The sequence below is a fragment of the Veronia nyctiphanis genome, assembly GCF_004116385.1.
GTDB classification, from domain to species: domain Bacteria; phylum Pseudomonadota; class Gammaproteobacteria; order Enterobacterales; family Vibrionaceae; genus Veronia; species Veronia nyctiphanis.
In genome coordinates this window covers 101,058-119,039 of record NZ_PEIB01000005.1, presented here as the reverse complement: position 1 = coordinate 119,039, position 17,982 = coordinate 101,058, and the positions used below count along the sequence as shown (strand labels likewise).

Annotated in this window: 17 protein-coding genes and 2 pseudogenes; 6 read left to right on the top strand and 13 right to left on the bottom strand. The window is 45.2% G+C overall.

Going from position 1 to position 17,982, the window contains the following annotated elements; translation table 11 throughout:
* Positions 1-7 precede the first annotated feature (7 nt).
* From CS022_RS06535 to CS022_RS06520, 4 genes are all read right to left on the bottom strand, one after another.
* A complete protein-coding gene (locus CS022_RS06535) occupies positions 8-1,066 on the bottom strand; it encodes a nickel/cobalt transporter (protein WP_268967870.1) in 1,059 nt (352 codons plus the stop codon).
* A 39-nt stretch (positions 1,067-1,105) separates the two neighbouring features.
* Entirely contained in the window at positions 1,106-1,762 is a 657-nt protein-coding gene (locus tag CS022_RS06530) for a DUF1007 family protein (protein WP_161569588.1), read from the bottom strand.
* Between the two features lie 65 nt (positions 1,763-1,827).
* On the bottom strand, positions 1,828-2,562 hold the full coding sequence (locus CS022_RS06525) for a DUF1826 domain-containing protein (RefSeq protein WP_129121614.1): 735 nt from the start codon (positions 2,560-2,562) through the stop codon (positions 1,828-1,830).
* 161 nt (positions 2,563-2,723) lie between these two features.
* The gene (locus CS022_RS06520) at positions 2,724-3,836 is read right to left on the bottom strand and encodes a zinc ABC transporter substrate-binding protein (protein WP_129121613.1); all 1,113 of its coding nucleotides are present in this window, start codon (positions 3,834-3,836) and stop codon (positions 2,724-2,726) included.
* 133 nt (positions 3,837-3,969) lie between these two features.
* On the opposite strand from CS022_RS06520, the pseudogene CS022_RS26045 reads away from it, so the two are divergent.
* From CS022_RS26045 to CS022_RS06510, 3 genes and pseudogenes are all read left to right on the top strand, one after another.
* Positions 3,970-4,460, top strand: a pseudogene (locus CS022_RS26045) (ATP-binding cassette domain-containing protein).
* A 53-nt stretch (positions 4,461-4,513) separates the two neighbouring features.
* Positions 4,514-4,714 (top strand): ATP-binding cassette domain-containing protein, encoded by a 201-nt coding sequence (locus CS022_RS26040; RefSeq protein WP_161569586.1) that lies wholly within the window; start codon positions 4,514-4,516, stop codon positions 4,712-4,714.
* Positions 4,707-5,534, top strand: coding sequence for a metal ABC transporter permease (locus tag CS022_RS06510; RefSeq protein WP_235869299.1), 828 nt, complete (start codon positions 4,707-4,709; stop codon positions 5,532-5,534). Before CS022_RS26040 ends, CS022_RS06510 begins: the two co-directional genes overlap by 8 nt.
* A 62-nt stretch (positions 5,535-5,596) precedes the next feature.
* Here CS022_RS06510 and CS022_RS06505 read toward each other — a convergent pair whose 3' ends face one another.
* The 4 genes from CS022_RS06505 to CS022_RS06490 all read right to left on the bottom strand — a co-directional run bounded on the left by CS022_RS06505 (position 5,597) and on the right by CS022_RS06490 (position 8,966).
* Positions 5,597-5,968, bottom strand: a complete 372-nt coding sequence (locus CS022_RS06505; RefSeq protein WP_129121612.1) for a DUF6635 family protein — start codon at positions 5,966-5,968, stop codon at positions 5,597-5,599.
* Entirely contained in the window at positions 5,965-6,579 is a 615-nt protein-coding gene (locus CS022_RS06500; RefSeq protein WP_129121611.1) for a DUF6635 family protein, read from the bottom strand. The genes CS022_RS06505 and CS022_RS06500 overlap by 4 nt, the downstream gene beginning before the upstream one ends.
* A 346-nt stretch (positions 6,580-6,925) precedes the next feature.
* Positions 6,926-7,960 carry a methionine synthase gene (locus tag CS022_RS06495; RefSeq protein WP_129121610.1) on the bottom strand — a complete coding sequence of 345 codons (1,035 nt, stop codon included), beginning with the start codon at positions 7,958-7,960 and terminating at the stop codon, positions 6,926-6,928.
* 28 nt (positions 7,961-7,988) lie between these two features.
* The gene (locus CS022_RS06490; RefSeq protein WP_129121609.1) at positions 7,989-8,966 is read right to left on the bottom strand and encodes a DUF1852 domain-containing protein; all 978 of its coding nucleotides are present in this window, start codon (positions 8,964-8,966) and stop codon (positions 7,989-7,991) included.
* A 502-nt stretch (positions 8,967-9,468) separates the two neighbouring features.
* Between CS022_RS06490 and CS022_RS06485 the strand changes: the two genes are divergently transcribed.
* Positions 9,469-10,359, top strand: coding sequence for a 6-carboxytetrahydropterin synthase (locus CS022_RS06485; RefSeq protein WP_129121608.1), 891 nt, complete (start codon positions 9,469-9,471; stop codon positions 10,357-10,359).
* Between the two features lie 79 nt (positions 10,360-10,438).
* Here CS022_RS06485 and CS022_RS06480 read toward each other — a convergent pair whose 3' ends face one another.
* The 4 genes from CS022_RS06480 to CS022_RS06460 all read right to left on the bottom strand — a co-directional run bounded on the left by CS022_RS06480 (position 10,439) and on the right by CS022_RS06460 (position 15,277).
* Positions 10,439-10,639, bottom strand: a complete 201-nt coding sequence (locus CS022_RS06480; protein WP_129121607.1) for a hypothetical protein — start codon at positions 10,637-10,639, stop codon at positions 10,439-10,441.
* A 154-nt stretch (positions 10,640-10,793) separates the two neighbouring features.
* Positions 10,794-11,765: an acyltransferase family protein gene (locus tag CS022_RS06475; protein ID WP_328590322.1), complete on the bottom strand. Its 972-nt coding sequence runs from the start codon at positions 11,763-11,765 to the stop codon at positions 10,794-10,796.
* A gap of 624 nt (positions 11,766-12,389) precedes the next feature.
* Complete coding sequence (locus CS022_RS06465; protein WP_408057221.1) at positions 12,390-14,297, bottom strand: chitodextrinase; 1,908 nt, start codon at positions 14,295-14,297, stop codon at positions 12,390-12,392.
* Positions 14,298-14,314: 17 nt separating this feature from the next.
* A complete protein-coding gene (locus tag CS022_RS06460; RefSeq protein WP_129121604.1) occupies positions 14,315-15,277 on the bottom strand; it encodes a cellulose-binding domain-containing protein in 963 nt (320 codons plus the stop codon).
* Between the two features lie 805 nt (positions 15,278-16,082).
* Between CS022_RS06460 and CS022_RS06455 the strand changes: the two are divergent.
* Positions 16,083-17,032, top strand: a pseudogene (locus tag CS022_RS06455) (helix-turn-helix domain-containing protein).
* A gap of 75 nt (positions 17,033-17,107) precedes the next feature.
* Positions 17,108-17,332 carry a hypothetical protein gene (locus CS022_RS06450; protein ID WP_129121603.1) on the top strand — a complete coding sequence of 75 codons (225 nt, stop codon included), beginning with the start codon at positions 17,108-17,110 and terminating at the stop codon, positions 17,330-17,332.
* Between the two features lie 297 nt (positions 17,333-17,629).
* On the opposite strand, the gene CS022_RS06445 is transcribed toward CS022_RS06450, so the two are convergent.
* Positions 17,630-17,974 (bottom strand): hypothetical protein, encoded by a 345-nt coding sequence (locus tag CS022_RS06445; RefSeq protein WP_235869298.1) that lies wholly within the window; start codon positions 17,972-17,974, stop codon positions 17,630-17,632.
* Positions 17,975-17,982: the final 8 nt, after the last annotated feature.

The window sequence follows — 17,982 nt, the reverse complement described above, 5'->3', positions numbered from 1 at the left end:
TTTTTACTCAAAATAGAGGGTGGCCAGACGCAACAGCTGAAGCAGCGCGATACAAACTCCAGCCCAGCAACATCAGAACAATACCGCCCGCAAAGCGAACATAGTTACTGAGCGATAGATGTTTATGCTCACTCATCTCACCGGAACGCGTTACAAATCGTTCTATCCATGAACGGGCATATAAGGTCGCGACTGCAAGCAAACTGACCGACAGGCCTGTTCCCAGACCCATCATTAAAGTCGCCCCGACGCCGTAAAAGTAAACACCAACGAGGTGAGCGTAAATTAATACGACAATCGCGCCTGAACATGGTCGAAATCCCATAGAAAAAATAACCACCAAGGTTTGCCAAATCGATTGGTTTTCCTCCGGCACATGCGTATGAGAACAACCGCAGCCCGCATCATGAGCATGGTTGTGGGCATGGTCATCATGTTTATGATCATGGTGGTGTTGATGGTGGTGAGTAGAATCGTGACCATGGGAGTGGTCATGAGAATGTTCTCCTGCACGAACAGAATGCTGTTGACGCTCTCCACGCCAAAGTTTGACCAGTCGTGATATTGCAGTGATGACCAACATCACGCCCAGTAAAATCACCAATATGTAGCTGGCAAGAGCAACATCGTTACCGTAATTGTGCACTTCTGCCATTCTAAATTTGAGGACTCTCGCCAACCCGCTCACCAGCGCAATAGCGACGAAAGACTGCATAATAGCTGCTGCAAGAGAAATGCTTATGCCCTTCCAAAGGCTCTCTTTATTGGTCCCCAAATACGTTACAATTACGGCCTTACCGTGCCCAGGACCGACAGCGTGAAACACCCCATAGGCGAAGCTGAGTCCAATGAGTGCACCACCGAACTTCCAAGGGTTTTCAGACACCGCACTGATGTGGTTCGCCAGCATGATGTGGAGTGTTTTTTGCCACTCAATAATCGTGGTGATAACGGCTCCCCACTGACTATATGTGAACACGGCACCACAAAGTACAAGAACGGCGAAAATGAGCTTTGAGACCATGCCAGCATTGAGGTGTTGAACCGAAGCACTTGAGGATTTCATAATGACCACTCGTCAGAACGTAAGATAATAACCACTGGATTAAGAACAATGTATAAAGACAGTTTCAGCAAATTTCTCGCCTAACCCGTCAGTCTCTTTCTGGGTTCGGTCAAGACTAAGCGCGTAGGCAGTGAGATCATCAGAAGGTTCAGGCTGTTTTATGTCAGATGCACACTTAGTCGCCTTACCGCCAATAAACTCAATACTGTCGTCTTTGGTATGATTCATCGCAATGAAGTAGGTAGGGTCATAAACCTGCCAGGAAATCGTCTTGTTACGGATGGGAAACGAGTCCTCGACGTCGAACAGCATTTGTAATTCAAGAATGGGCTGCCCATCTTTCTTGTGAGCGATAAGCTGATATTCTTGCGGCTTGTTCAGAGTTAACTTCTGACCTTCAAAAGCCAACACCGAAAAGTAGCCATACTTGGAGAGGTTTTCGATCATCTGATCTGCCATTTTAGGTAGCCCCTCTTCCTCGCTGCCATGCTCAGTGACAATGTCGGCTAAGGTCATCATCGAGAAATAATCATCAAACTCCCAACGCTGTTTAACCTGCGTCAGGCGTCCTTCATCATCCAAGATGAATCTGGATTTCAGGTCTATCCAGTTATGGGGATGCGCCTGAACGCTGGTACTGCTGAATGCCAATAAAAATAGGGCGAATATACTGTGAGCTAACGATTTAACGTTCATGAATTTATCCATCAAACATCATTTTCCCATCATAATAAATCAGCTTTACCTAAAGGGGTGAGAGCCTAGCCACTAAAATCAAGCGTCACCAAAAGCCTAGCGTCACCTTCTTTTAAAACGGGGGAACGATGAATTAAACCTGTATCCTCATTACCTTCCCATCGCTCGCCTTTCAATAGCGCAATATCACCTGCATTAAGCTGTTGAATATCACGCTGATGGTTGTAGAGTCCAGATTCATGGTCGGCCCGTCCCTCACTGCCATGACCAAGTTTTGTTCGGTCGATCCCCTTATTAGGCAACCACTCTGTTGCGTCGCCAACATAGGTTGTCACTAACCGACACGGTACATTATCAACATGAAATTTCGGACACATTGCCTTGCTCAGGACTGTAATTCTAATACCGACGCGCGTGAGCTCAAATAAACAACCGAACATATCTACAAGCTGCGCAATATCTCTAGCAAGATGATTTGTCGGTTCTTTGTATTGCAGTTCATCAATAAGCCCAGTGAGCGCATCATCGACGCGTAATGTCATCGATGAACGAAAAATAGGGTGGCCAGCAACCAAGTCTGCGACAGCTTGTTGTGTTTCAGGGGTCAGTTGCCGTTGCCAAACAGCAATATTTAACGCCTGCTCATAAATATTAGCGAGCACAACCGGATCATCGCCAATTACACCATTATGCGGAGGTGTAGCGTGGTTTACGCTTTTAAGGTCTGGGTTTGCGAGTTCACTATTTACGAGAGAAGTATTATCGATAGCGTTATTTTCAAGAACTAATGCATTACTCATGAACTGGCCTCCAATTTAAAGGTGAAAGCTCGTTGTTGGAAAGAAAAAGTGTTGCGTTGGAATATCGATAAAGTGCGTTTCGACTTTTCCCGGAACATTCAGCATCAGAAGGGAGTTGAGGCACCTAGATACCTCAACTCTTCTACCAACAAAACGAGTGGTTACGACTGACATTCGGTCAGGCTGCGCAGCATATTGCCGAGAAGCTGCTCGTATTGCTCTGAGCCTGCTTCAATGTTTGCGCCAAGAGGATCCATCACGCCAACATTTTTTACCGTGGTTCCTTCAAAGACACTGTTGACCAGCCCTGGGTTGTATTGTGGCTCAGAGAATACACAGGTGATACTGAGGTCTTTCACGAGGTCACGGATTTTAGCAACACGGGCTGCACTTGGGTCTTGCGCATCGCCAAGAGAGATAGCCCCAGACGCAACAACGTCAAATCTGCGCTCAAAGTATTGATACGCGTCGTGGAATACGATGAAGTTCAGTTTGTTAAGTGCGTCTGTTTCCTTATCAATTTTTGCAATGAGGTTGTCCAGACGCTTCAGAGCATTGTCTGCATTTTGTTTGTAGGTTGCAGCGTTTTGCGGGTCGTTAGCACTCAGTACATCTCTGATTTTCTCCACCCACACTTTGGCATTCACTGGGTCCAACCACGCATGTGGGTCTTCGCCCTCGTGATTGTGTTCATCATGATGGTCGTCGTGGTGTTTAGCGTGCTTGTCATGGTGATCATCGTCATGCTTATCATGATGACCGTCTTTGTGTTCATCATGATAAGCATGTTTGTCATGATCGTCATGATGATTCTTTTCGCTATGGTGATCATCGCCATGGTCATCATGATGTCCCTTCCCATGATGCGCTTCTTCTCCGTGATGCTCTTCATCTCCATGATGATCATGCGCTTCAAATGTTGCCCCCTCACGGAAGGCATAAGTGGTCGTGCCTTTAACCTCAAGCATTTCAACTTTTTCAGCTTTCTCGGCCAGCGTATCAAGCGATTTTTCAAGCCACGGGGTCAACCCTTCGCTCATCCAAAACACCACATCAGCATTTGCCAATGCACGGGCCTCAGAGGGCCTGAGTGAGTAGTCATGCGGTGAGGCTTCAGGTTGAATAAGCAGAGCAGGAGAACCCACACCTTCCATTACCTGACTGACGAGCGAGTGAACCGGTGCAATATCTACCGCGACATTCGGTGAGCTGGCCAGAGCAGAGCTGGATAAAAGTACGCTTGATATTAGGCCGGAAACGCGCAGTAGACGCATCAGTGTGTCCTCCATGACAGATAAAGTAGGTGTGAACAGACGTTCGTTGGAAATCATAAGTGTTATGTTATAACATATCGAAATAATATGTGAATATGACTTTGAATAATTTCAGCGATCTGATGACCTTTTTATGTTGATTTCTACCGACGCATTATCTGTAAACATTGGCAAGAGACGGATCCTCGATAACATTTGTATGAGTGTGGAACGCGGGGAAATACTGACAATCATTGGCCCCAACGGCTCAGGGAAATCAACATTGCTTCGTGCGTTAATAGGCGCAATTCCAAGCTCTGAGGGAAAAGTAAACCGCCTCTCAGACCTACGGATTGGTTATGTTCCACAAACTCTTCATATTGATGAAACTCTCCCCATGACCGTCAGACGGTTTATGAGTTTGCCGAATACACATTCAAAAAAAGACATTGATACTGCGCTGGATCACGCGGGCGTTTCAGCCTTGACCAGCAACAGGTTATGTCACTCTCTGGCGGTCAGTTTCAGCGCGTTCTTTTGGCGAGAGCACTGCTGGGTAAGCCCGATCTGCTCTTACTGGATGAAGCCACACAAGGATTGGATCATCGAGCTCTATCGGTTTTTACCGACAAATTGAAGCAGTGAGACAAGAGCTCAATTGCGCAATAATCATGGTGAGTCATGAGCTGCATGTCGTCATGAGAAAAACAGACCGAGTTATTTGTTTGAATGGACACATCTGCTGTCAGGGTAAACCTGAAGCGGTAAGCGCTACGCCCGAATATCATGCACTCTTTGGTTTTGAAAATGAGAGTGAAACGGCGCTTTATCTGCATAAAGAACAGCAACCTGCTGATAATGTTTTTGAATTTGGCAGAAAGGATGTGCCTCATGTTTGATGGTTTGTTTGATGACTTCCTTGTTCGCGCTGCATTCGCAGGTTTAGGTGTCGCACTGGCGGCGGCTCCTCTCGGATGCTTTGTTGTCTGGCGAAGAATGGCATATTTTGGTGATGCCACCGCTCACGCTGCAGTCTTGGGTATTGCACTCTCACTGACCTTTTCCGCCCCCATGTTTGCAGGGCCATTAGTTGTATCGTTACTGATGGCGATTTTAGTCACTTCGCTCAGTGGCCGCTGTTTCGCGATGGATACTATGCTTGGGGTGATGGCTCACTCCTCATTGGCGGTTGGGCTCGTCGCCGTCTCTTTTCTCTCCGGCGTTCGCATTGATCTGATGGCGTATCTCTTCGGCGATATCTTGTCGGTAAGTACAAATGATTTGCTGGTCATATGGGTAGGAGCCGCCATTGTCATCACACTCATCGCCTCGCGTTGGTCTGGACTTTTGCTGTCTACCATGAATCCTGATTTGGCCCATGCCAGTGGATTCTCGCCCAAGCGTGAGCAGTTTATTCTTACCATTGCGTTGGCAATCGTTGTGGCTGTGGCGATAAAAGTCGTCGGCGCACTATTAATCGCTGCTATGTTGATTATCCCCGCAGCCACTGCAAGGCCGCTCAGTAAAACCCCTGAAGTTATGGCGGTAGTGGCAGTGATCATTGCTGGCACAGCCAGCTTAGGCGGCCTGCAAGCTTCCTACATGTTTGATACACCAACAGGGCCGACGATCGTATGTACATCGGCAGCGCTGTTTTTGCTGTCTGGTGCGGTATGGCGGATCGTGAATGCGTTTGGAAGGAATGAACAATCTGCGTAGCAGAATATGACGGCGCTAACGCCCATCAATGCTTCACGCCGTCATACTATTGCCTAAGAGAGTTATCGAAGCTTGATGGAGACTTGCAACAATAAGTCTGCCAAATCAAGAATCCGCGCAACATAGCTGTCTTTGTAGCTAAGCGCGCTGTCGCTCTCGGCGCAAAGCTGCTGCTCCAGTGAATCAATCAGCTTGTTGAGCTTCTTGTCATGCCAGCCTAATGACTTTTGTAGAGGATCAGTGAGCATACCGGTGTATGAGGCGACAATGCCTAGCGCGACAGCGACGCCACCCGTGCTCAACGCCAGCGTCGCCTTAGTGGCAGACGCCGGAATCACAGAATAATACATAGCACCCAAGGTGTTACCAAAGGCAAAAGAGGAAACAGCAGAATGGTAGGCAATGGTGGATGCCAGTGTACTGCCCAGACTCAACGCCCCAAGCTAACACTTTTATTCGCCGCGTACCCTGCCGCTACTGACAACAATACAGACGAGAGCTCTGAGGCCGCTTTGCGGCTATCAACATACTGGCAGAGCTTATCTTCAAGCGCTTGCTTCCCAGCCTCGTCGTTTACCAGCTCAGCAATAATCTCAAAGCTTTCTGAGAAAACATCTTGCAGGCAGTCTTGGTTGAGAATGTTTTCAAACAGCGCATTTCTCTCACAACTCAACTCACCGTCGACATAGGGAAGCTCAAGCAGTTGGTTGTGTATGCGCCAGCTTATCTCTCGCTCTACATCGGTTTTAAAACCACTAGGCAGCTTGCTTAGACCTTTGCCCAACTTGCCTTTACTGACTTTCTGGGACAATTTTCCAAGACCAGAAAGAAGAAAGTATGGCGGCGTCCATAGGATATTGGCGGGAGTTTTGAGCATATCTGCGCCGAATGCCTTGCGGTTGATATCAAATGCGCCCTTAAAGGAGTAATTCCTCTCCACAAAGCCCGCAACCATCGCCCGACGCGCAGCAATATACTCAGCACTGCCCTGTGCGAAAGCTTGTTCAACCAGTGTTGCTTTTTGTTGTTTACTTAATTCAGACATTCCCTGTACTTCTGCTTCGCAACATTCATCTGACAATATATTCTGGAAAATACCGGGTAAATAAATGATATACCCTACCCTCGTATACCAAATACTATTTTAGCTTTGGGTATTTTGGAAGAAGGCAAAGAGATTTTCATCCAGGTATTAGCCCCGAAAACAAACAGACACTCAGCCACTGTTTTCAGAACTATAGCGTTAGAGAGTTATCGGATTGGTAGGAGTAGTTAGGCGTTTAGAAGCCCCTTTGGAAAGGAGTATTGGGACAATATGAAATAAGATAAGGGCTACCCAATACGTCATGAAAATATATCCAAAACTAAAAGGTAACCCCCGAAGGTATAACTTAAGATTCAGTAGTAAGTTCGCGTCGAATAATCTCAGCGCCCGCACTTAGAGCGTTCAGCTTACCTCGTGCAACGGTGCGTGACAGAGGTGCCATACCGCAGTTGGTGCAAGGGTAAAGCTTATCAGCATCAACATATTGCAGCGCTTTTCTCAGCGTTTCAGCAACCTGCTCTGGGGTTTCGACCTCATCCGTTGCTACGTCAATCGCACCGACCATCACTTTCTTACCTCGAACCAGCTCAAGCAGCTCGATAGGCACGCGCGAGTTATGGCACTCCAGCGAGATGATATCGATGTTAGATTGCTGAAGTTTCGGGAAAACTTCTTCGTATTGACGCCACTCAGAGCCCAGCGTTTTCTTCCAGTCGGTGTTAGCTTTGATGCCGTAGCCGTAACAAATGTGAACAGCAGTTTCGCACTTCAACCCTTCAATTGCTCTCTCCAGGCAGGCAATACCCCACTCGTTCACTTCGTCAAAGAAAACGTTAAATGCAGGCTCATCAAACTGGATGATATCAACACCCGCCGCTTCTAACTCTTTGGCTTCCTGATTCAGTATTTTGGCAAATTCCCATGCCAGTTTTTCACGGCTCTGATAGTGCGCGTCATACAGCGTATCAATCATCGTCATCGGGCCAGGCAGTGCCCACTTGATAGGCTTGTCTGTTTGCTGACGCAGAAACTTGGCATCCTCCACAAATACAGGCTTTTGACGAGACACAGGGCCAACCACTGTTGGTACGCTGGCATCGTAGCGGTCACGAATCTTCACTGTTTTGCGGTTTTCGAAATCAACGCCGCTCAAATGTTCGATAAACGTGGTCACAAAGTGCTGACGGGTTTGCTCACCGTCACTGACGATGTCAACGCCCGCTTTATGCTGCTCTTGCAGTGATACACGTAATGCATCGTGTTTGCCATCGACGAGTTCCTCACCGTCTAATTTCCAAGGTGACCATAGTTTCTCGGGTTGAGCCAGCCAAGAAGGTTTTGGCAAACTGCCTGCTGTTGACGTCGGTAATAATGTTTTCATAATCAATGCTTCTTTTAATTTTGATGAATTAAAGCGCGTAGTTCGCAGACCAGTGTTCCAAAACAGTTTGGTAAGGCTTTATAAAGTGCTCTTCAGCAAACTTACCTTGCTTAACCGCTAGCTGGCTTCTCTCTTCACGGTCATACACTATTTGGGTCAGCGAGTGGTCCTGATTCTTCAAATTCGGCTTGTAAACGTTCCCCGCCGCCGCATTCGCGTTATAAATCTCAGGGCGATAAATTTTTTGGAATGTCCCCATGGTGCTGATGGTACTGATCAGCTCAAGGTTGGTGTAATCGTTGAGTAAGTCACCGAAGAAAAAGAACGCTAAGGGTGCAACGCTGTTTGGCGGCATGAAGTAACGCACCTGAAGACCCATCTTCTTAAAGTACTGTTCTGTCAGCGATGATTCATTTGGCGTATATTCCGCACCCAAAATTGGATGATGATTTTCAGTACGGTGATACGTTTTGTTGTCTGACACGCTCAGGCAGATAACCGGTGACTTTTTGAAGTGCTGTTTGAACGCTTCGGAGTTTACAAAGTGTTTGAACAGCTTGCCGTGCAGGTCACCAAAGTCTTCCGGGATGCTAAATCCCTGCTTGTCTTTGTTGTGCTCAAGCAAGCGCACACTGAAATCGTAATCACGCACGTAAGAAGAGAAGTTATTACCGACAATGCCTTCAATGCGCTCGTCGGTTTTGTGGTCCACGATGTGCGTTTTCAGAATCTCGATTGACGGAAAGTTTAGGTCGCCCCCTCGAATATTCATATCTACTGACACAATTTCGAGTTCGACAGAATAACGATCCCCTTTTGGGTTATCCCAGTTTGCAAGCGAGTTGAAACTGTTATCAATCATGTTGAGCGCGTTACGCAGGTTTTGCTGACGGCTTTCTCCTCTGGCAAGGTTAGCGAAGTTTGTGGTGATGCGCGTGCTGTCAGCGGGATGATAGTTTTCATCGAGGCTGATGCTCTTGATAGAAAATGTAAATTCGTTATTCATCGCGTTCCGTACCCCATTTCTTCAGTCAATCACCTGCGCAGGCTTTCTTGATTTCGCCTCGTCGCGTTTTCAGGGTTCAACTGGTATTCCGTTTAAATTTAAGCAATGGGTAATTTATACGTGGATAGCTGCATGATTAATATTGGTCTTATTTCATCTTGAACATGAAAATTCTTCATGTTGACTTTTGCGCTGTCGTTTTGCGCAATAAAATGCCTCAATTCGGTAAGACAGAAGGAGCAGTGGGGACGATTTGAGAGGATAATGCCACGATCAGGCGGTTAAATCGCGCACAAGCTTTGACTGTTTGCATAAATGTTATAACATCACCCACCCCGTATTTGGCACCCCAAATTGGTTTACACTTTTACACACAGCCAGCCGATAAGGCAATCGTTCATCTACTGCATTGTGTGTCGCTGAATGCGTGCTCCATCGCTGTTCATCACAAACCAGCGTCGCAGTGTTTTTTGTTTAAATTTTTAGTGCTCAGGAATAGAAAATGTCATCACCGCAGTGGTCAACACTTTTCATCAAAGGCTTTACCGTGATCGATTCAAGCTTTGCCAGTAAAACGCGCGGGCTGGTTGGTGAAAGCTGGTTAGTTGACATCACGCTCAAAGGCACACTGAATGATGAATCAATGATTTTTGATTTTGGCTTAGTAAAAAAACACATTAAATCAATCATTGATGAGGTTGCTGACCACAAACTGATCATCCCTGCCACCTGTTCAGGCATCGAAGTGGTGAGGGAAAACGACACCACATCCGTCACTGCAGACTTCGATAATGAAAACAATTTTGTGGTAAAAGCGCCTGAGAATGCGTTCTATTTCATCGATGAAGATGAAGTCTCTGCCTCCTGTATTCAGGTAGACCTAGAGCGCAAAATCCTTGCGAAGATGCCCGCTAACGTGACAGAGGTCAGTATCGTTTTACGCACTGAAGCACTGGGTGATGCCCCCTATTATCACTACTCTCACGGCCTTAAAAAACACCAAGGCAACTGCCAGCGTATTGTGCATGGCCACCGTTCAAAAATAGAAATTTACGAGGACGGTGTGAGGTCTGACTCACTGCAGAGGCATTGGGAAAAACGCTGGCAGGATATCTATCTGGTCTCCGAAGAAGACATCAACGGCTACCAAAGCTGGCAACATACTGAAGTGGAGAATCAGACGTTTATCCATTCAAGCTATTCATCATCTGAAGGCGACTTTGAATTGCTGGTGCATAAAAGTAAATGCGAGGTCATACCTACAGATACAACCGTTGAGTTTCTCGCTGAATACATAGCGCATGAGTCTTTGAAGAAAAGTCAGTGCAGCCGCCTTGAGGTATTCGCTTATGAGGGGATCGAGAAAGGGGCCTACGTAGAGCTTACCCAGTGAAGGTCGGTAGACGACTTGAGAAAGAAAACGTCTTTCTCATTCGTTATCGAGTACCGGTTCAAAGCGCGTTGTTGTAGCGCTAATCTAACTCAACGCTACAACGACCAAAATCTTCAATATTCAGCTCGAAGCCTTCAACACCTAAGTCGTTCGTCGCACCAAGTAATACACGAGCCAAGCCATCTAAAATTTGGTCTGGCTCAAGCCCCATTTCGACGCATTTTTCTGCAATACAATCAGAGAGTTCCTGTGCCTGTTCTTCGGGTATTCTATTCGTCATTCTTATCTCCCGTTGGAGCCGCATATAGCCAACATTGATTTTCAAAAGTCTGAGTAAACTAACATTGAAAAATCTCACTGTCAGAAAAATAAAGATAGCATAGGCACGTATGTCTCAATTTAAATTAGCGGCGACTAAGGCGATCTGGACTCCCTCATGATGAGACAGGCACAGAGGTACTTACTTTTTTGCGTTCGCCGTTGAGCCACCGCCCAATCCAGGTGTATCGAACGCAGAAATGATAGCTGGCAAAAGACACCGACAAAGTTACCGTCAATGTGATCAGAAGCTTTATCCATGCTGACCACATTAGATCGATCATTGGCAGCTGCACATTCACAATGATAGGAATATGAACAAGATACACCCAATATGATGCATCAGCGCAATACCGCATCACTTGACTCTCGTTTGACCAATATTTTTTCCCGAGAGCCAGTGCTAAGTAGCTCAGATAGACCACGAGAAAGCACTGTAATATTTGTAGCAAGACGGTTTGCTCTCTCCCCATCAGGCTGTCGCCGGATAATAATATATACATTTCCTCTTTTGTGGCTGGTGCTGGCATTGCCAAGCAATAAATCACGGAGCCTGAAACACCCAAAATAAGGAGAGGTGTAATCCAACCTACCATTCTGTTTATCACCGATTGATGATGATAGAGGCAAGCACCAATGAAGAATAAGATACCATATAAGCCAAATGACCATAATTGTGGATACAAACTATCCGGCGTTCGAAATGGAATATATTCAGTCATCAATGCAGGCAATATTGACACGGGTACCAGAAGTAAAAGTGATACTGGGTGAACGAAAAGCTTTGTAATCGAAGGAGAATAAATTTTCAAACAGAAGAGTAATAGTAGTAATAAAATAAACTCATACAAGTTAAATAAAAACCAGAGATGCCCTGAATTTAAGTGCAAAAGCCCTTCATCAACCAAAGTAAAAAAGAATGGAACATGTACAAGCTTATCACCCCAAAAATCGACAGTTAAATAGGGGCCAACAACAATAAATGGCACACCAACCAAGTATGGTAATAAAAGCCTATACGTTCTATTTTTTAATACATCTAAAACTACTCTAGAGTGCAATAAGTAACCACAAAAAAAACCTGCAATGATAAAAAAAAAGGCATCCTAAAAAGATGGATGAATAAGTATATATTACTGAAAATATTGATATTTTGTGGTGTATATGTAACCCAATCATTTATCGTTCTTGGTGAGTAGGCCAATATTGAATGTAATAACACCCCCAATAGTAAAGCTGCTGCGCGTAGGTTATCCATATAGTAAAAGCGCTCACTTTTCATATAGTTTTATCCTTAAAATAAATCACCTTAAATGTGTAGTACCACTCTAAATACCTAGTGATTAAAATATAAATAAACAAAAAAATAACCATGTTTAACTTTTAATAATTAAGGGGGACTTAAATCGACTTTAAAGCCTATAAAATAAATGAATGCAATTGGTTATACTTTAAATAAACCCAGAGGTTTACTCACTAATAATTATCAACAATAACTAATTTAGCATTATTATTTATTGATATGCGCGAGATTGCTTAAGTAAGAGAAGATAAACATTAAAAAGGTAATGATAAAAACTCTATTGAGTAAAATAAAAAACATTACGCGTTAGCATTATTTTATCGATAGTTTAAAGTCAGAAAAAAAAGAGCTCTCATAGAGAGCTCCTTTTCATGGCCTATTAGAAATAGACTGCAACGATATATCTGTCTTATTGCGGATTAAGACCCAGCTTTCTAAGCACCAGTTTGAAGTTGTCTCGACGCTCTTTAATTGCGTGAACTTTACCACTCACTGGGCATGTATCGTCTGGGCAACCGCGGTTTACGATACCTGAAACCGCATCAACAAACTTGGTACCCACCAAGCCACCGTCAACGTAAGCTTTCAGTTCGTCATGGTAATTCCATGATGCATACGGACCACCCTCATCGTTGTAGTTCTGTACAGACGTCATCCAGAAGAACAGACCTGCAATCCATTTGATTTCCGTGTTCTCTTCAGTTGAACAAATCAGCTGAGGGTTAGAGCACAAGTCTAAATCAGCATAAAGTGGGTTCGCAGGTGCCGCTTCAACGAATGTACCATCGATAGTCTGCCCAATAGTCTCAGGGTCAACATGGCTACGACCAATGAAGTGGTTCAAGGTACCAAAGTTCTGACGGCCTGTGGTTTGAATAACACCACGGCCCCACCAACCACAGCCTTCGATAGATTGCTGGCTGCTGCCATCCCACAAGAACGCACCCGCTTTTTGACCTGCATAAATTTCACATTTAGCACGTTCCCAAACTTGCTTGTTCTCATCGATGGTTTTCGGGCTGACCATACAATGCTCGCCATTGATATCCCAGCGACCTGCTGCGTTAGCAGCCATTTTGCCTTCTTCTTTCAAGACGGCATCCGGTGCCACAAAGATAGGAGCCGGTGCACCGTACCACGACGCATGCGTATTGGCTGAAAGCTCCAATTTGTTGTTACGCGGGCACGAATAAGGGTGGTCGTTACCTGTGTTCGGATTCACACCGTAATCAGCATACTTCTGACCAAGCTGACCGCACGACGCGCTGTTCGGGTGGTTAGCTGGTGCACCGTACTTCACCTCCGCCCAGTTATTCTCATCACAGGCGTTGAAACGAATGGTTTCTTGCATACTTTGAGAAAGGAATGCGGCAATCGCCACTTTCGCATACTTGGCGTTAGTTTCCGCATCAGCATTAGGGTCGATAAGCCAGAAAGTATTGTCTGCTACACCTACGTTGTGCATAGAGTTCAATGCTTTGAGGAAATCTTTCCACTTGTAGATAGTCGACGGTGCCCACTTGTTACCCGGAAGCTCATACAAGAAAGCTTCATTGTCCATCACAGTCTCAGCGCCTTCTAAATCGGTGTTGAGAGACGTTACCGACGTTAATGGCGTTTCTGTCTGGCTTTCAGGCTGGTAATACAAAGGAATAGGCGTTGCCTGATACGTGGCAACTTTGTCTTTCAGCCAGTCAGTGTTAACAGAGGCCGACACAACAGGTGTCGACGTCTCGCTACCCCAAAGTACGGAGAAAACATTGCTGAACGCGGCGCGGCGCAGTTGGCTGACACCCCAGTCATGGGACTCTTGTTCAACCAAAGACGCAACAGAGGACACGCCGTATGTTGTGCTATCCAATCGAATAGACGCGACATTGCTTCTCAGGTTTGTCGCCGTATTGCCCAGAGACTTGTCACCCATGAAGAAGCTGGCTGCAGTGCCTGCCTGCGCGGCAACGTCATAGCTACCTGTTTGCGATGTTGTGGCAAGGTGAGCGCCTGGAAGTTTATACAACATGGCTGGCACATCAATCGAGTCAGTCACCTGCTTCACATAGACAAGATAGTTATCCCATGCGATAGGGCCAAAGGCATGTTCTGCACGACCCGCATCAGACAGGCCGTTGTGGCTGCTTTGCGTGAATACCAGAAAATCAGGTTTCGCTGACGCATCGGCGTAAGCACCCGTCCAGTTCACGAATGACACAACAGATTGCGATGCTGCATTCCATGTCGCGCGAAGGCCAGCATAGTCTTTATGGACCCAATCTGTTGAACCCGGGCTTGATACATCGAGAGACCAACCATATGACACATCTTTCGCGAAGTTCTCTAGTACGAAGTTTTGAGAGGCAACCCAACCCTTGATGTTGTCATCAAGAGTCGCAACGGCCGCGTCGATAGCGCTGAGGTTATAGAGGCTAGCAATACTTTGTGACGCCCCTGAGCATTAGTGACAGTTGAAGAAGCTACTGCAGTGATGGCCTCACGAAGTGCTTGTTTAACCTGTACATCAGTCAGCGCATTATCGGTACCAAATACGATTGAGAACGCAGTGTCTTTGTTTGCCTGCCATGCAGCCAAAACGCCCTCGTTAAGAACGATAGAGCCAGGAGAGGTGTGAGCGTTATCTTTGAATGCCTGAACCTGCGCCGCGATCTGAATCAGGTTTTGGTAGTGAGCGACCAAGCTCGCGTAAGTCAAAATATCGGCTTCACCCAATTCAGAAGCAGTCGAAACAGCAGCAACCGGAACGATGGTTTGACCACCGTTAGATTTCTCAACGTTTCTGGCCTGTTGCAATATTGCTAACGCATCGGCCGCGTTCGACGCTGAGCTGAAAACTGAGTTGACATTTGCACTAGCTAATTCAGATGTTAACGCTGCTGATTTATCAGTAAACGTTCCCAGAGCGAGAGTACGAGGCCAGCCCGACACCGCGAGGCTGACAGGGTCTTTACGGATCAATAAGGTTGCATCAGCACTACCAGGGCCATCGACTGAACCTGAGCCATCGCCGCCGCCAGACCCATTACAATCAAACGCAAACGCCCATGAGCCATCAGACCCTGGCTCAGATTTTGTCCACCAATTAGCTGTGTAAGCTTTACCTTGGAAGTGCATTTGGTCGCCAGTGTTGGCGTGGGAAGGATCACCTGCCCAGTTGGTTTGCGTCCAGTTCGGGTATTCATTGATGGCTTCACAGTTATCTGCTGCGAGAGCATGCATGGGGCTGATTGCACCTGCGGCGAGAGATACCGCTAAGATGAGTTTGTTTTTTTTAAATAGTGTCATGAATTACTTCACACCTCGAATGTAGGGTACGTTATGAAGTCAGATTTGTTATTAATGTGTTACTGCTTCTCGGGTGTGTTCATATTGCTCAGACTGTTTGTTTCACTCAAATGACAATTCACACAATTGAAACAATTTTCGAGTCACTGCACTTGAAAAATGTATGAAAAAGGAAATGACGGTAAATATTACATGACAGAGGGAGCCTAATAACGCTTTCAACCAAGCTATTTACATAAGTCCACATATTTATCAGGGTAAATAGTCTGAGTTATTGTGTATCAACAACGAGTAGAGTTATTCGTTGTAATTCATCAGGGTGATATCACACGCAAAAATGATTAATTCAATGCAGTGATCACACTTATTTGTTGATGTGTAAGCCCGTACCACTATCTGTTTACACCCACTTAATGAGCTGACAAATCAAAGCCAGATTATCTCAATGAGTATTACTCCTTTATTATTTTAACTATTGTATCGTATAAATAGTTAACCATTGATAAAAAAGGGGGTAATCCAAAACCACTAGCAACGTGTGGATACTTATCTCTTTATTCTTTTCTGAATCCCTTTACCTCTATCACTCTCAATAAATAAAATACTTAAACATCTTATTAACCTGCATTAATAGTATGGTTATAGTTCAAATGAAATTAATCTATTTATGTTTTTAAATAAGCTAGATAACTTCCTTTTATCTTTACACCTATTTCATTATTGAGCATAAGTTATTTTAATACTCACAAAGTAAAAATTTCATGAGAATATTCTTCTGCATTTTTTTAAGCATTGGATTTCCATCATGGTCTCAAACGCCCACTCAGATAGATCAACGACAGCGTTTAATCGTATTAAAAAAGTACTGGATTATATTCACGGTAATCTTTCTGAGCCTCTATGTCTTGAAGAAATAGCCACACAAAGCCACTGGTCACGTTGGCAATTACAAAGAGTGTTTCAAAGGCAAACAGGGACAACGGTAGCGAACTATGTCAGGGAAATAAAACTTAGTGAAGCTGCAGAGAGACTCATTGATTCTCCAGAACGTGTTATTGATATTGCAACCGCTTTAGGTTTTAACTCTGAAATCAGTTTTAGCCGAGCATTTAAGCAAATGTTTGGTGTCAGTCCCCGTACTTATAGACAGGCAGGCGTAAGAACTGCGTTGAGAAAGCCAATTGAGACATCAGGATTTATTAGCCATGTCAGTAAGCAGAATCAGGCATTTATTAATATCAGAGTGATCACAAGGCCTGCTTCCTCCGTCTTTGGCATACACGGCAAGATTGATGGCTTATTTTCTTCTTCTCAGAACTTCTCAACGAAAGTGCCGCATTTGTGGCAACAATTCGCAAACCTTGCCTCTGTAAAAGCGGCCGCAATGAGCACTCAATTAAATAGGCCTCTTGCAGGCGTGATTGATCTGACCCAGTCAAATTTTGATGGGACAAACATTGAATACTGGGCGGTTTTATCGATACACCTAGTGAATTTCAACCTCATAAAACCGGAAAGTCGTCAGAGTTACTGAGTGAACTTTGTATACCAGAACAAACCTATGCCGTTGTGACGCATAAGGGGCCCGTTGAACTGCTACCGCGCACTCTTCACTGGCTTATTGAAGACTGGTTACCTCATTCACCATATCGACAGGTAGGGAGTTTTGAGCTTGAGCTTTATCCATGCAATTATGCCGTCAATAGTCCCACCTCAGAAATGGAGTACTGGCTACCCATTGAGAAGTTTCACTGAACAATAAGTCCTACATTTCGCATCATTGTCTAAAAGCACAACACCGATTTATGTTCCAGAGCATGCAGACAGCTTGTGGGCAGCCTACTCGACCAAGGCGTGCTGACGGACACGCAAGTCAGTGGTGGTGCTCATTATGTTGGCGAAATGCAAATGGATGCTACTATAACGCAAGGTAAAGTCCCCGCTTGCACCACGGTTGACCTGTCGTTGGGTCATGAACTTGGTGAAATTGAGCCATCGCTTGATGTGTCTGCTATTAACCTTTTTGCCACCAATGCATTCGATGAAGAAAACTAACCCTGTTACGACAAAACTAACTGCTGGTTCAACGCAGAGCGCACCGTTGAATTGAACGTAGAGTATGCGTTTTAGCTGGTTGGTAACAGGCAGGGAATTTACGGTAATTCTTTAAAACGTTGAAGCAAAAAAGCCAGTCTGAGAACGACTGGCTTTTTATTTTCACTCGCTAATGAGAATGACACAAGAGTGGCGGCTATTTCGCCTCAGACACTTGTTGCCGATCTGACGTGAAATATGCTTTGGTTCTCATAAATCCATAATGTAGCGCCAATGTCGTGAAGATAACCACTGGCATCAGCCTAGTGTCTGAAGTTGATCCATCGTTTGGTAGCCAATGATCGCCATTCCCCAACAGATAAGTACCCAGTGCAGCAAGTAAATACTGGTAACGTGCCTTGAACAATAGGTGTAAAAGGGTAAGAACACTTTATAAATCCAAGTATTGACAAATAAACTCGCCAGCCAGAATAACAATAAGTTAAAACCGATAAGATAAGTGATCCCGCCGAAGCCCATATGGAAGAAATTATTGAAGTGATACTCATAATCCCAGTACATCAGGCCTGCACCAATAGGTGTCATGATCACACCAAGAATAAGGCACTCTTTGTGGAATTGGTCGAGATCTTTACTCTGCACATATCGCT